The 13,881-nt window shown below is 69.6% G+C and carries 11 protein-coding genes and 3 pseudogenes; 4 read left to right on the top strand and 10 right to left on the bottom strand.

What is annotated here, in order from left to right:
- The 4 genes and pseudogenes from ACFYYB_RS41375 to ACFYYB_RS41360 all read right to left on the bottom strand — a co-directional run.
- Positions 1-461: pseudogene (locus tag ACFYYB_RS41375) on the bottom strand (potassium-transporting ATPase subunit B); the annotation flags it as partial.
- Entirely contained in the window at positions 458-2,122 is a 1,665-nt protein-coding gene (gene kdpA / locus ACFYYB_RS41370; RefSeq protein ID WP_389443764.1) for a potassium-transporting ATPase subunit KdpA, read from the bottom strand. The pseudogene ACFYYB_RS41375 and the gene kdpA, both read right to left, overlap by 4 nt.
- Positions 2,123-2,124: 2 nt before the next feature.
- Complete coding sequence (gene kdpF / locus ACFYYB_RS41365) at positions 2,125-2,214, bottom strand: K(+)-transporting ATPase subunit F (protein WP_351374607.1); 90 nt, start codon at positions 2,212-2,214, stop codon at positions 2,125-2,127.
- 243 nt (positions 2,215-2,457) lie between these two features.
- Complete coding sequence (locus ACFYYB_RS41360; protein WP_389443761.1) at positions 2,458-3,216, bottom strand: DUF4118 domain-containing protein; 759 nt, start codon at positions 3,214-3,216, stop codon at positions 2,458-2,460.
- Between the two features lie 377 nt (positions 3,217-3,593).
- On the opposite strand from ACFYYB_RS41360, the gene ACFYYB_RS41355 reads away from it, so the two are divergent.
- Positions 3,594-5,471 (top strand): APC family permease, encoded by a 1,878-nt coding sequence (locus ACFYYB_RS41355; protein ID WP_389443759.1) that lies wholly within the window; start codon positions 3,594-3,596, stop codon positions 5,469-5,471.
- Between the two features lie 314 nt (positions 5,472-5,785).
- On the opposite strand, the gene ACFYYB_RS41350 is transcribed toward ACFYYB_RS41355, so the two are convergent.
- The gene (locus ACFYYB_RS41350) at positions 5,786-7,027 is read right to left on the bottom strand and encodes a cation:proton antiporter (protein WP_389443757.1); all 1,242 of its coding nucleotides are present in this window, start codon (positions 7,025-7,027) and stop codon (positions 5,786-5,788) included.
- Positions 7,028-7,032: 5 nt separating this feature from the next.
- Positions 7,033-7,503 carry a cation:proton antiporter regulatory subunit gene (locus ACFYYB_RS41345; RefSeq protein ID WP_389443755.1) on the bottom strand — a complete coding sequence of 157 codons (471 nt, stop codon included), beginning with the start codon at positions 7,501-7,503 and terminating at the stop codon, positions 7,033-7,035.
- 280 nt (positions 7,504-7,783) lie between these two features.
- Here ACFYYB_RS41345 and ACFYYB_RS41340 point away from each other — a divergent pair, with 280 nt between their 5' ends.
- Complete coding sequence (locus ACFYYB_RS41340; protein ID WP_389443753.1) at positions 7,784-8,737, top strand: sensor histidine kinase; 954 nt, start codon at positions 7,784-7,786, stop codon at positions 8,735-8,737.
- Complete coding sequence (locus tag ACFYYB_RS41335; protein ID WP_389443751.1) at positions 8,734-9,399, top strand: response regulator; 666 nt, start codon at positions 8,734-8,736, stop codon at positions 9,397-9,399. The genes ACFYYB_RS41340 and ACFYYB_RS41335 overlap by 4 nt, the downstream gene beginning before the upstream one ends.
- A 684-nt stretch (positions 9,400-10,083) precedes the next feature.
- Here ACFYYB_RS41335 and ACFYYB_RS41330 read toward each other — a convergent pair.
- Positions 10,084-10,671, bottom strand: coding sequence for a hypothetical protein (locus tag ACFYYB_RS41330; RefSeq protein ID WP_389443749.1), 588 nt, complete (start codon positions 10,669-10,671; stop codon positions 10,084-10,086).
- A 448-nt stretch (positions 10,672-11,119) separates the two neighbouring features.
- A pseudogene (locus tag ACFYYB_RS41325) lies at positions 11,120-11,375 on the bottom strand (MFS transporter); the annotation flags it as partial.
- Positions 11,376-11,853: 478 nt separating this feature from the next.
- On the opposite strand from ACFYYB_RS41325, the gene ACFYYB_RS41320 reads away from it, so the two are divergent.
- Positions 11,854-12,789, top strand: a complete 936-nt coding sequence (locus ACFYYB_RS41320) for a helix-turn-helix domain-containing protein (RefSeq protein WP_389443747.1) — start codon at positions 11,854-11,856, stop codon at positions 12,787-12,789.
- Here the strand turns inward: ACFYYB_RS41320 and ACFYYB_RS41315 are convergent.
- Both ACFYYB_RS41315 and ACFYYB_RS41310 read right to left on the bottom strand, forming a co-directional pair.
- Positions 12,776-13,339 carry a hypothetical protein gene (locus ACFYYB_RS41315; protein WP_389443745.1) on the bottom strand — a complete coding sequence of 188 codons (564 nt, stop codon included), beginning with the start codon at positions 13,337-13,339 and terminating at the stop codon, positions 12,776-12,778. The genes ACFYYB_RS41320 and ACFYYB_RS41315 overlap by 14 nt on opposite strands.
- A gap of 283 nt (positions 13,340-13,622) precedes the next feature.
- A pseudogene (locus ACFYYB_RS41310) lies at positions 13,623-13,859 on the bottom strand (ABC transporter substrate-binding protein); the annotation flags it as partial.
- Between the last annotated feature and the right edge of the window lie 22 nt (positions 13,860-13,881).

Raw genomic sequence — 13,881 nt, 5'->3', positions numbered from 1 at the left:
TCGCCGGGGATGACGTCCCCGGCCTCGCACACGACCAGGTCGCCGATACGGAGCTCCGTGCCGGGCACCTGCTCCTCCGCCGAGCCGTTCAGGCGACGGGCGACGGTGTCGGTCTTGGCCTTGCGCAGGGTCTCGGCCTGGGCCTTGCCCCGGCCCTCCGCGACGGCTTCGGCGAGGTTGGCGAAGATGGTGGTCAGCCACAGCCAGGCTGTGATGGCCCAGCCGAACCAGTCGGTCGCGTCCTTGATCGCCAGGACGGTGGTGACGACCGAGCCGATCAGGACGACGAACATGACCGGCGACTTGATCATGATGCGCGGGTCGAGCTTGCGGACGGCGTCCGGGAAGGACTTCAGCAGCTGCTTCGGGTCGAAGAGGCCGCCGCCCACGCGCCCGCCGTCCGGCTTGTGGCCGGTGGGCACGTCCTGGTGCGGAGCCCTGGTGGGCGTGGCGGTGCTCATGATGCGAGCCCTTCGGCGAGCGGACCCAGCGCCAGGGCCGGGAAGTAGGTCAGACCGGTGATGATGACGATCGTGCCGACGAGCAGGCCCGCGTAGAGCGGCTTGTCGGTGCGCAGCGTTCCTGCTGTCTCGGGGACCGGCTTCTGCTCGGCCAGCGAGCCGGCCAGGGCGAGGACGAACACCATGGGCAGGAAGCGGCCCAGCAGCATGGCGATGCCGATGGTGCTGTTGAACCACTGGGTGTCGGCGTTCAGGCCCGCGAAGGCCGAGCCGTTGTTGTTGGCGCCCGAGGTGTAGGCGTAGAGGATCTCGGAGAAGCCGTGCGCCCCGGAGTTCGTCATCGAGTTGCCCGGCGTGGGCAAGGCCATGGCGGCGGCGGTGAAGCCGAGCACGAGGGCCGGGGTGATGAGGATGTAGCAGGCGGCGAACTTGATCTGGCGGGTGCCGATCTTCTTGCCGAGGTACTCGGGGGTGCGGCCGACCATCAGGCCGGCGATGAACACCGCGATGATCGCCATGATCAGCATGCCGTAGAGCCCGGAGCCGACGCCGCCGGGCGCGATCTCGCCGAGCTGCATGCCCAGCATCTGGATCCCGCCGCCGAGGCCTGTGTAGGAGGAGTGGAAGGAGTTGACCGCACCCGTGGAAGTGAGCGTGGTCGCGACCGAGAAGATCGAGGAGGCGGCGATGCCGTACCGGGTCTCCTTGCCCTCCATCGCCCCACCGGCCGCGTCGAGCGCCGGGCCGTGGTGGTTGAACTCGGTCCACATCATCAGACCGGTGAAGACGATCCAGATGATGCCCATGGTCGCGAGGATCGCGTAGCCCTGACGCAGGTTTCCGACCATGCGGCCGAAGGTGCGGGTCATCGCGAAGGGGATGACCAGGATCAGGAAGATCTCGAAGAGGTTCGAGAAGGGGGTCGGGTTCTCGAAGGGGTGGGCGGAGTTGGCGTTGAAGTAGCCGCCGCCGTTCGTGCCCAGCTCCTTGATGACCTCCTGCGAGGCGACCGCCCCGCCGTTCCACTGCTGGGTGCCGCCCATGAACTGGCCGACCTCATGGATGCCGGCGAAGTTCTGGATGACACCGCACGCGACGAGGACGAGCGCGCCTATCACGGAGAGGGGAAGCAGGATGCGGACGGTGCCGCGGATCAGGTCCGACCAGAAGTTGCCGAGCTCCCCGGTGCGTGAGCGCGCGAAGCCCCGTACGAGGGCCACCGCCACGGCCATGCCCACGGCGGCGGACACGAAGTTCTGCACCGCCAGGCCGCCGGTCTGTACGACGTGACCCATGGCCTGCTCGCCGTAGTACGACTGCCAGTTGGTGTTCGCGACGAAGGAGGCGCCGGTGTTGAAGGACTGGTCCGGGTCGATCGCGGAGAAGCCGAGCGAGCCGGGCAGGATCCCCTGCGCCCGCTGCAGGCCGTAGAGGAAGAGGACGCTCACGGCGGAGAAGGCGAGGACGCCGCGCAGGTAGGCGGGCCAGCGCATCTCGGCGTTGGGGTTGGCGCCGATGGCCTTGTAGATCCACTTCTCCGGCTTGTAGTGCTTCTCGGAGGAGTAGACCCGGGCCATGTAATCGCCGAGCGGACGGTAGGCCAGCGCGAGCGCGCCGATCAGCGCGAGCAGCTGGAGCACACCAGCGGTAACGGGGCTCATGCTCAGAACCTCTCCGGGTACACAAGGGCGAGGATCAGATAACCCAGCAGCGAGACGGCCACGACGAGGCCGACGATGTTCTCGACGGTCACAGCTTGGCCACCCCTCGGGCGATGAGAGCCACCAGCGCGAACACCGCGACCGTGGTGACGACGAAGGCCAGATCGGCCATCGTGAGCTCCTGAGTGAAGAAGGGAAGAAATGAATCGGCCAGATGGCCGATGACGACGAGACAACCGTGTCTTCACCCGGGTGTTAAGACGCCTTGACGGGGTCCTTACGGCAGGAGGGGAACCCTTGACGCCGCCCTTACGCGGCGGTGCACCTACGAGCGGTCAGCCCTGGTGGGACAGGCCGGCAGAGTCGAGGGCGGCGCCGGCCTGTGCGGCCAGCGCGACGGCCACCAGCCGGGCTTCCTCGGTGGGCAGAGGGCGGCCGGGGTGCGGTTCGAGGAGGAAGCGGCCGTAGTAGTGCCCGCCGCCGACGGCGCGCAGCTCCGTCTCACCCTCGGGCCAGTCCGCGTATTGAGTGATACGGGTCCCGCGGCGCGCCCACAGACCGCCGCCGTGTTCGAGCCGGGGCAGGTTGCCCATCAGGGCCCCGTACTCGAAGCGGCAGCTCCGCAGCCCCAGGAGCCCGACCAGTTCGCGCCGTACGTACTCGACGACGTCCTCGGGGGAGCCGCCGTCCTCGGCCAGCCGGACGGTCCCCTGGAGGCTCGACAGGTGCGCGGTGTCGGTGACCACGACTGCCTGGAGGCGACGGGCGCGTACGGCAAGCTGCGAGACGATCAGGCCGACGGCGAGTAGCAGGACCGCCGTCTCGACATCGGCGCGGTCGGTGATGGCGAACCGCTGATAAGGCTCGGTGAGGAAGAAGTCGAACCAGGCCGCCGCCGAGAGCGCGGCCAGCGCTCCGGCCGCCCGTGTGCCGAGCGCGGCGACCGCGACCACCGCTACGACCAAGACCAGCGCTGCGTTCGTCGACGAGAGGTCCGCGCGGAAGGGCGCGAGCACGAGCGCGACCAGGAAGGGGGCCACGAGGCCCGCGGTCAGAGCGATGTGATCGCGGAAACGGAACCAGTACCCGGACATGTGAAGCCTCCCGTCCGGACGAGTCGATCTTGATGCAGAGTGCCGTCAGAACTTGTCGGGCCTGATCAGCGCGACGGCGAGGTACCGAGCAGTGCCAGGGAGATGACCAAGCCGACCACGTTCTCCGCGTCCATGAGGCTGCTCTCCTCGTGTGTTCCGGTCGGGCCGGTGTCGCCCCTCACAAGCGTGCCCCTCCACGGAGCCGGGGCAACGCGCGACAGCACCTCTTGATGGACCTCATACGCCTCCGTCGCCTGCGCGTATGAAACACGTGAAGAAGCGCGGGGTGGGCGTATGGAACGCGGCAAGGGTGCTGGCGGCCGTCTCGTACGCCCTCGACGCTGTGCTGACTTTGCTCACTCGGAGGGAACGGCGTCATGGCCATACAGCTAGGAAAAGCGACCACGACGGTTCAGGGGCCGAGCCAGGAGCAGCCTCCTGATACGGGCGCGACCGTGGCCGGCGACCGGCACAAACTGACGGCACTCCAAGGTCTCGCCGCCCTGTCCCTCGACGCGATGGCGTCCGTCGCGTACGGGCCGGAGTCGATCGTGCTTGTGCTGGCCGCGGCCGGCGCGTACGGGATGGGCTTCACGCTTCCCGTCACCCTGGCGATCGCCGCGCTCCTGGCCGTACTGGTGGCCTCCTACCGGCAGGTGATCGCCGCCTTCCCGGACGGCGGCGGCTCGTACGCGGTCGCCAAGCGGCACCTCGGCCGGCGCACCAGCCTCGTCGCCGCGGCCTCGCTCATCCTCGACTACGTCCTCAACGTCGCGGTGTCCGTCACCGCCGGCGTGGCCGCCCTGACCTCGGCCTTCCCGGGGCTGCACGGAGAGCGGGTCTGGATCTGCCTCGCGGTCCTGATCCTGGTCACCGCCGTGAACCTGCGCGGGGTCGTCGACTCCGCCAAGGCCTTCCTCGTACCGACCGCGCTCTTCGTCGGCTCCATCCTGGCGATGATCACCGTCGGCCTCTTCCGCGACGGCCCGGTCAGCACCGCCTCCGCTGCCGGACACGCCTCCGCGCTCGGCGAGGGCGCCACCACCGTCGGCGCGCTCCTGCTCCTCAAGGCCTTCGCCGCCGGCTGCTCGGCCCTGACGGGCGTCGAGGCCGTCGCCAACGCCGTACCGTCCTTCCGCGCCCCGGCCGCCCGCCGCGCGCAGCGCACCGAGGTCGCCCTCGGCGCCCTCCTCGGCGTCATGCTGATCGGCCTGTCGATCCTCATCGGCCGCTTCCACCTCCAGCCGGTCGAGGGCGTGACCGTCCTCGCCCAGCTCGCGGACGCATCCTTCGGCCACAACGCGGCTTTCTACGTGGTCCAGTTCGCCACCATGGTGCTGCTCGCGCTCGCCGCGAACACCTCCTTCGGCGGGCTCCCCGTCCTGATGAGCCTGCTGGCACGTGACAACCACCTGCCGCACTTCTTCGCCCTCAAGGCCGACCGCCAGGTCCACCGGCACGGCGTCCTCACGCTGGCCGTCGTATCCGCCGCACTGCTGGTCTTCTCGGGCGGCGACACCAACACCCTCGTCCCGCTCTTCGCGATCGGCGTGTTCGTCGGCTTCACCATCTGCCAGGTCGGGATGGTCCTGCACTGGAACGGCGAGCGCCCGAAGGGCTGGCAGGCCAAAGCGGCCCTCAACGGCTTCGGTGCGCTGCTGACCGGTGTCTCCGCGGTGGTCGTGACCGCCACCAAGTTCACCGAGGGAGCCTGGCTGATCGTCCTCGCCCTGCCGCTCATCGTCCTCGGCTTCGAGAAGATCCACCGCACCTACTCCGAGATCGGCGAACGCCTCGAACTCGGCCGTGTCCCGCAGCCGCCGCACCGTTCCCGGTCACTCGTCGTGGTGCCCGTCTCCGGGCTCTCGAAGCTGACCTGCCAGGCCCTCACCGCGGCCCGTTCCCTCGGCGACGAAGTCCTCGCCGTCACCGTCACCCACCCCGCGGACGAGGACCGGAAGACGGCCGAAGCGCTGAGCAGGGACTGGGAGTTGTGGAACCCCGGAGTCGAGCTCATCGAGGTGGCCTCGGACACCCGCTCGCTCGGCCGCCCGGTGTCCGCGTACGTCCGCACGCTTGCGGAAACCCACCCGGAGGCGCAGGTCACCGTGCTCATCCCGGAGACCGAACCCGCCCACCTGTGGCAGCGGATGCTCCAGAACCAGCGCGGCTCCGTCGTCGCCCACGCCGTCCGCCGCGACACCGACGCCGTCATCTGCCGCCTGCGCTTCCGGATCACCGACGGCGCACGCTGACGTGCCCCTGACGGCGGCTTGACGCGTCTCGTGCGCCGCCGTCAAGAGGGTGCCAGTGATGTCCTGCGCGGCCGGAGGCTGCACCCATCGGCATTCGTGACCAGGGAAGTGAAGGGTCACCTGCTCGATCGACGCGGAGATCGTGCAGACGCACCGTGCGTTCTTGGCGACCACGTCCCGTCGCGCACCGTGTCCGGCCGCACGAACCCGCAGCTGTCATCGCAGGCGCGCGTCCGCGGGGAGGCCGAAGTGCCGGCGGGCGGCGAGCAGCAGCATGGTCTCTCTGCTGGTGCCCGCCGGCCAAGAGCCCTCACTCACGCGCGTCCGACCGGATCCTGGGCCTGGTCCTTGAGGCCCGGCTGCGCGGGCACCGCAGCCGGGGCGGCCGACTCCGGCGGGGTATGGCGGCGGCTGACCCAGGTGGCCACGGGTTCGGTGTAGCGGGCGGTCAGCGGACCGATCACGACAAGGATCAGCACGTATGCGGTGGCCAGCGGGCCCATCGCGGGCTCGATCCCCGCCGACACAGCAAGACCCGCGATGACGATGGAGAACTCGCCGCGCGCCACCAGCGTGCCGCCGGCCCGCCAGCGCCCCTTCACCCCGATCCCGGCGCGCTTCGCAGCCCAGTACCCGGTGGCGATCTTCGTACCCGCCGTGACCAGGGCGAGCGCGAGGGCGGGCAGCAACACCGGCGGGATGCTCGCGGGGTCGGTGTGCAGGCCGAAGAAGACGAAGAACACGGCCGCGAACAGGTCCCGTAGCGGGCTGAGCAGTGTGTGGGCGCCCTCCGCGACCTCGCCGGAGAGGGCGATGCCGACGAGGAACGCGCCGACCGCGGCCGAGACTTGGAGTTGCTGGGCGATGCCCGCGACGAGCAGGGTCAGGCCGAGGACCACGAGGAGGAGCTTCTCGGGGTCGTCGCTGGAGACGAAGCGGGAGATGTGGCGTCCGTAGCGGACCGCGATGAACAGGACGGCGCCGGCGACGCCGAGGGCGATGGCCAGGGTCGCGCTGCCCGCGGCGAGGCTCACGCCCGCGAGGAGGGCGGTGATGATCGGCAGGTAGACCGCCATCGCGAGGTCTTCGAGGACCAGGATGGACAGGATGACCGGGGTCTCTCGGTTGCCGACCCGGCCGAGGTCTCCCATGACCTTGGCGATGACCCCGGAGGAGGAGATCCACGTGACGCCGGCCAGGACGACGACTGCCACCGGGCCCCAGCCCATGAGCAGGGCTGCCACCGCGCCGGGCACCGCGTTCAGGGCGAAGTCGACCAGCCCGGCCGGGTACTGGGTCTTGAGGTTGGAGACCAAGTCCGAAGCGGTGTACTCCAGGCCGAGCATGAGCAGGAGGAGGATCACGCCGATTTCGGCGCCGATCGCGACGAACTCCTCGCTGGCCCCCATGGGCAGCAGTCCGCCGGTGCCGAAGGCCAGACCGGCCAGGAGGTAGAGGGGGATGGGGGAGAACTTCAGGCGTCCGGCCACCCGGCCGAGCAGGCCCAGGCCGAGGATGATCGCGCCGAACTCGATGAGGAAGACAGCGGAATGCACGGGCGTCACTCCCGTCCGAGTATCGCGGCGGCGGAGTCGACGCCCTCGCGGGTGCCGATCACGATGAGGGTGTCCCCGCCCGCCAGGCGGAAGTCGGGCGCGGGCGAGGGACGGGCTTCCGCGCGGCGCAGTACGGCCACGATCGAGACGCCCGTCTCGGTCCGCATCCGCGTCTCGCCCAGCACCCGCCCGTTCCAGTGCGAGTGGGCGGACAGCTCGATCCGTTCGGCCACCAGGCCGAGGTCGGTGGTGTGCAGCACGTTCGGGCTGTGGTGGGCGGGCATCAGCGCGTCGATCAGCGAGGCCGTCTCCGGGCCCGTCAGGTGCAGGGACTGCGCGCAGGCGTCGGGGTCGTCCGCGCGGTAGAGGTTCACGGTCCGCGTTCCGTCGCGGTGCGCGACGACCGACAGGTGGCGGTGCTCGCGGGTGGTGAGGTCGTACTGGACCCCGATGCCGGGCAGTGGTGTGGTGCTCATCCGTGGAGCAGGCACAGCTGTCCCCCCTCTTGTTCGTTTCCGTACGTGATGCCGCTACGGCGGACACTCGTTCTCAGGCAGGAGAGGACCGCTCGCCCGGCCATCGTGCCACTTTTCACGTGTCCGAAATATGGGTGCCGGCACGGATGGACACCAGCCTTCCATCGGCGTGAGGATGGGGCGGGGAAGTGCGTTCCGCTGCAGGTCGTAGTACCTGGGAGACGGGGCGGCCGGGTGGCCGTGACGGATGCTGGGGGACCGGCTGGAAAGGCGTGTGGCCGTGTCGTTGTACTGGCGGATCTTCCTCCTGAACGCAGGCGTTGTGTCCGTCGCGGTGGCCTTGCTGCTGGGCCCGGTCACCGTTTCCACGCCGGTGCTGTTCGGCGAGGCGCTCGTGCTGCTCGGCGGACTGGCCGCGATGCTGGTCATCAACGCGGTCCTACTCAAGGTCGGGCTGGCCCCGCTCGCCCGACTGAACCGGGCCATGGCCGCCGCCGACCTCCTCAAACCCGCCACCCGCCCAACGGTTACCGGCGGCGGTGAGGTTGCCGCGCTCACCCGGACCTTCAACGCCATGCTCGATCGCCTTGAAGCCGAGCGGGCCACCAGCAGTGGCCGGGTGCTCACCGCGCTGGAAGCCGAACGCAAGCGCATCGCCCAGGAGCTCCACGACGAGATCGGCCAGACCCTCACCGCCGTCCTCCTCCAGCTCAAATATGCTGCCGACCGGGCCCCCGAGCCGGTGCGCACCGATCTGCACCAAGCCCAGGAGACCACCCGCGCCAGCCTGGACGAGATCCGCCGCATCGCCCGCCGACTACGCCCCGGTGTGCTGGAGGAACTCGGCCTGCACAGCGCGCTGCGCTCCCTGGCCGCCGAGTTCACCACTCCGCGCCTGGGCGTCACCGCCCACATCACCCCCGGCCTGCCCCACCTGGACCCGGCCACCGAACTCGTCCTCTACCGCGTCGCACAAGAAGGACTGACCAACGCCGCCCGCCACTCCGGGGCCACCCGCGTCGAGGTCCACCTGCGGCCCCTGCCCCAAGGCGGCATCGGACTGCTGGTGCGCGACAACGGGCACGGCCTCGGGGAGGCGCCCGAGGGCGCCGGCATCCAGGGGATGCGTGAACGCGCCCTGCTCATCGGCGCCGAACTCCTCGTCGGCGCCGGCCCGCACGGCGGTACCCAGGTCCGACTCAACATCACTCGTACCGAGAAGGCCACCCGATGACCCAGCCGCAGACAAGGCCCGCCCGCATCCTTCTCGCTGACGATCACACCCTCGTCCGCCGCGGCGTGCGTCTCATCCTGGACGCCGAACCCGATCTGACCGTGGTAGCCGAGGCCGCCGACGGCGCCGAAGCCGTCGCCCAGGCCCGCAGCCTCGACCTCGACCTCGCCGTTCTCGACATCGCCATGCCCCGCCAGACCGGCCTGCAGGCCGCCCGCGAACTCGCCCGCCTCCAACCGGGGCTGCGGATCCTGATGCTGACCATGTACGACAACGAGCAGTACTTCTTCGAAGCCCTGCGCGCCGGAGCTTCCGGGTACGTCCTCAAATCCGTCGCCGACCGCGACCTCATCGAAGCCTGCCGCGCCGCGCTGCGCGACGAACCCTTCATCTACCCAGGTGCGGAGAGCACTCTCATCCGCACCTACCTCGACCGCGCCCGCGCCGGCGGCCCGCTGCCGGCGCGGGCGATTACGGAGCGCGAGGAGGAGATCCTCAAACTCGTCGCCGAGGGCCACAGCTCCAAGGAGATCGGCGACCTCCTCGTCATCAGCCCCAAGACCGTCGAACGCCATCGCGCCAACCTGCTTCAGAAACTGGGCCTGCGTGACCGCGTCGAGCTCACCCGCTACGCCATCCGCGTCGGCCTGATCGAGCCGTAGCCGTAGCCGTAGCCGCAGTCGCCCCGGCGTGCCCCGGGGACACACCGAATTCTGCAAGCCCTCCTTCCACCCGCGCCCGTGTGCGGCGACGCCCAAGGACATGTCAACCCGGGGGAAAGTCTGTGCATCACGACGACGAGCCGGTCTTCAAACGAAGCAAGTGGGGAACCAACCGCTAATGCCGTACCCCGCGCAACCCCGTCGGACTTACCCTGATCACCATCGCCCTGCTCTTCGCCGGAACGGCGTTACCCCTCATGACCAACCGGGCCGGGCGGGGCGATGACGGACGAGGTTGGTGCCATCACCGGTGATGTCAGCGTGACCACCGAGGCCGGCACGGCCCAGGTGCGGATCCAGTACACCGGCGCCGAGGAGTGGTACATCCTCACCGGTAGTCCCACCCCGCTTCCACCCTGCGGCCTCGCCGTCTTCCACAAGCACGTGGTCGAGGCGGTGAAGGCCGGAGGTGTCGCTGAGGTCCCCGCAACCACTGGACGACGACACAGGCACTCGCCAACCTCGACGTCTGCCTGGTTGCGTCGCTACCTGCCGTTCAGGCACAGGTAGTGCACCGCCGCGTGGGAACCGGTGGTGCACCATCTGGGCCCCGCCCGCAAACACCGCTCACCGGCTACTGAAAGTCTCTCGGGGGCAATTGCTGAGCAGCTGCGTTGGCTGGGGTCATTCGGCGCGCACGATATTGAGTGCGGCACGGACGAGTGCGAGAGCGAGTTCGAGTGCGGCATCGTCGGCGAGAGGGCAGTTGATCTTGTATGGGTCGGTGGGGGCGACGTTGCGGTACTGGATGAGGACGTTGTCCTTTTCGCCGATCCCTTCGATGTCGTCAGGACCGAGCCGTACGGTCAGGCCTCCGTTGCTCGGGCGAAGGTATGCGACGGCTCCGTAGCGCTGGGGCCCGTTGTCACGGATCATCAGGTAGTCGGCTAGGCCGTCGAGGGTCTTGGAGGAGCGACCGAAGGCCACGGCGATGTCCTGCTCATCGAGCAGTCGCATGATGAACCGCTCGGCCAGGAAGGTGCGCAGGTCGTTCTTGCCGGCGCGCCCGTAGATGAACTTCATGAGGGAAACGTGGTCTTGAGGGCTCAGGCTGGCGGAGGTACCGGATGCTGCCACTTCGCCCGCGGTGTCGGTGTCCGCGGTCTCTTCACGTGGTGCGGTGGCGTCCCCAGCTGGCGTGGCGTGGAGGGTGGCGCCGGTCAGGCGCTCGTACTCCACGATCTCCTGCGGCGTTCCCTCGACGATGCGCATATATGGCCCTCCCGTTGTTCATAGAAGGTGGCGGACCACCCTCCCCGGGGCCAACTGTAGCTAAAGCAGGGCCGAATTGAGCTCTGTTTTAGGTAATGCCTGTGTGTACTGTCCGTACGGGCTTGCGCGGGCCACGACTGAACCTGCTCTGGTGCAAGGGAGTCCGCACCTGCCTTGGCACATGCGTAAGACCATCGAGAGGCGGAAGAAGGGGTGGCTGCCGCCGGACTACGGGCCCCGGGCATGCGACGCTGCTTCTCCTCCTCCAGGAACGCGAGGATCCGTCGCCAGTCGGGACCGTCCGCGTCGCCCTCCGCGAGGTAGGCGGATACGCGGACCCCAGCACCTGGCACCGCGACCACTATGACCCCTGCATGCGCGAACTACGAGCCTCCCCCCGCCCCTTCCAAGGCTGCACGATGGGCGAGCGCCAGATCGCCCATCGGATTCCACAGCCCGGCCCGCCCATGTTGGCGGCCGTCGCGACGAACGCGGCCCGCGAGGTGCCGCCGGCCGGTGCCGGCTCCATCACGTACGCCGTAGCGGCTCCGGTGAACAGGCCAGCCGACAGTAGCCGCCCCGAGTACAACCAGGCCATCGCGTCGGCGCCTCAGGAAGCAGACGGCGCTCCCCACCGCGAACCCCAGACCCGTCAGCAGAACCGGCCGCCGGTCCACGGCGTCGGAGGCGTTGCCCGCCAGCAGCCGGCATTGGCGTTCACCGTCCATTCCGCCGACGGTAAACCGCGGAGCGCCCGGACCCGGCCCGACGCGGCGGCGCGCCGCCGTGTGTCGGATCACGAGCTTGTACGTCACAGCCTGCCCTTGGCCGGGCTGCGGCGGCGTCGTGTGCAGGTGGCCCCGCACCGTTGGCTGCCGGAACACGGTTTCCGACCCGGAAAGCAAGGCGGCCTGATAGCCGTACGTCGGCTCACGCCGGGAACCGCGGCCGCTTCTAGACCCACCTTGGCCGGAACGGCCTTCTCTCGGAAGGCCACCCGCCACGTAGGCTCCTCGAGTGCCTCGTCCCGGGCTACACGGCTCCACACGGCACGGGCGACACCGAGCGCGCACCGCCACGCCCAACACGACCCAGTGAGGGCGGACCTGCTTCACCACGACCCGTTGCCCGCCGAGGTGACCGCGTACCGCCGCGCCGGGCTCGGGGCCACAGGAGCTAGACATGGCCACCGTCCCGCCGCTCTTACCCCGCCCCTTCACCCGGGACGCCTGCCCCCACGGGTCGTGGGAGGTGGTGCGCGCACTGCCTCATCCTGGGCTGCGGCCCGGTGTCCGCGGGTACCGCGGCTACCGTATGGACCTCGGACACGGGCGCCGGAGGCTGGAACTCCCCGACGCCTGCGTATCCCTGGTCTTCAATCTCGACGCACCGGTCTGGGTCACGCTTGGCACACAGCCCGACGCCCCCGCGCGTCCGTACAGTCTGCTGGTCTCGGGTCTCCAGACGCGGCCCACCTTCGGTGAGCACGCGGGCCGGGTCGAGGGCGTGGAGGTACTCCTCGCCCCGTGGGCGGCCTTCGTGTTCCTCGCCCATCCGATGGGCGACCTTGCCGACCGGATGGCCGACCCCGTTGAATTTCTCGGGGCGGAAGCGGGTTGGCTTGCCGAGGGCCTGTACGAGACGGACGGTTGGGGCCCGCGCTTCGCCCTCCTGGACATCACCTTGCGCAGCTGGGCCGAGTCGAGCGGGGCTCGCACGTCCGAGCCGCTGCGCCGCGCGTGGGGCGAGCTGGCAGGCAGTGGCGGCGTCCTGCCCGTAGCCGAGCTGGCCCGGCGTACCGGTCGCGGCAGGCGCAGCCTCGAGTACCTCTTCCGCGAGCAGATCGGGCTGACTCCGAAGACCGCGGCGCGCGTGCTCCGCTTCCAGCGGGCCCTGCGGCTCGTGAACCACGGCGGCCGGCCGCTCGCCGACGTGGCCACGACCTGCGGATTCAGCGACCAGGCGCACATGAACCGCGAGTTCAAGGCGATGACAGGGCGCCCGCCCCGGCAGTTCCTGTCGGAGCGGGGCGCCGCCCCGCCCGGTCCGGCCGGGATCGACCGGGTGACCGGGCAGGTGACCAGTGTGGTCCTGCCCGGAGGGATCAGTCGATCTTGATGGAGCTGACCCGGTTGTCCCAGCCGCTCCTCATGCTGTTCTCTATGTGGTTCGGTCCGGTGTTGCCCGGGTACCAGTACCCGCCCCCGCCGTTGTTCTCCGCCAGGTGTGCCGTGCAGGCCCCGGTCCAGTAGGAGGACGTGGAGTTGTTGAAGTTGTAGTCGGCAAGGTTCTGCCAGTACCCGCGGTCGTAGAACTTGAGATTGCGGCCGCCCTTGTCCGCGAACTGGTACAGGTCCAGAGCGGTGGCACAGGCGGCGAGGGCCTGCAGCGTGGTGGCGGTTCCGCGGAGCTCGGCCGCCTTCGCTTCCTGCTGCGCGGCCGTACGGAAGCACTCCACGACTCCGCGGGTCCGCCACACCATGCAGACCTTCGCGGCGCCCCAGTCGCCGGACATGTCGAGCTGCCGGCCCTCGAAGGAGGCGAACCGGGCCTTCGCGTCCGCGGCGGGAGTGGGGGCCGCCCCGGCGGGTGCGGCGCCCAGCAGGGTGGAGGTCGCGAGCGTTCCTGCCGCGACGAAGCCGAGCGTCGCCTTGCGCGTGTCGAACACGGAATGCGTCCCTTCGCGAGGTGCTGCCCGACGGCGGCCGGGCAGCACCCATCCTGGGACGGCCCCGCTCCACCTTTCTTGAACAAATGCGAACGTCGCCCTGACGACCGAGGCCGGCCCGTCCGGCATGGCCTCGGTCCGGATCAAGTAAACCGGCGCCGCCTGCTCGCGGCCTCGGACCGCAAACCCCGCCGTCTGTCATCGGCCGGGACCCCGGGCGGAGGTCGGTGCTGTTTGGGCGCAGGGCTGGAGAGGGGAGCCGTGCCCGGGAATCGATGTCCGCCTGCTGCAACTTCTGAAGGACGGGGGAGAAGTTCTTGTCGCCGGCGTGGAGGTCCTCGAACGCAGCCACCTTCACGCCCTTGCTCTCCAGGGAATGTTTCACGGTGACGGCCGGGCCCTTGCCGTACTGCTGCTGGTCGTGGAGAACCGCGACGCTCTTCGGCTTCACGTCGTCGGCGATGGAGTTCCCGGCCACGCGGCCCTGGGCGCTGTCCGATGGTCCGGAAGGCGAGCTGATAGCTGCGGGCGGTGATCTCGGG

Source organism: Streptomyces sp. NPDC002886 (genome assembly GCF_042888445.1).
Lineage (GTDB): Bacteria > Actinomycetota > Actinomycetes > Streptomycetales > Streptomycetaceae > Streptomyces.
This window is presented reverse-complemented; position numbering and strand designations above follow the sequence as displayed.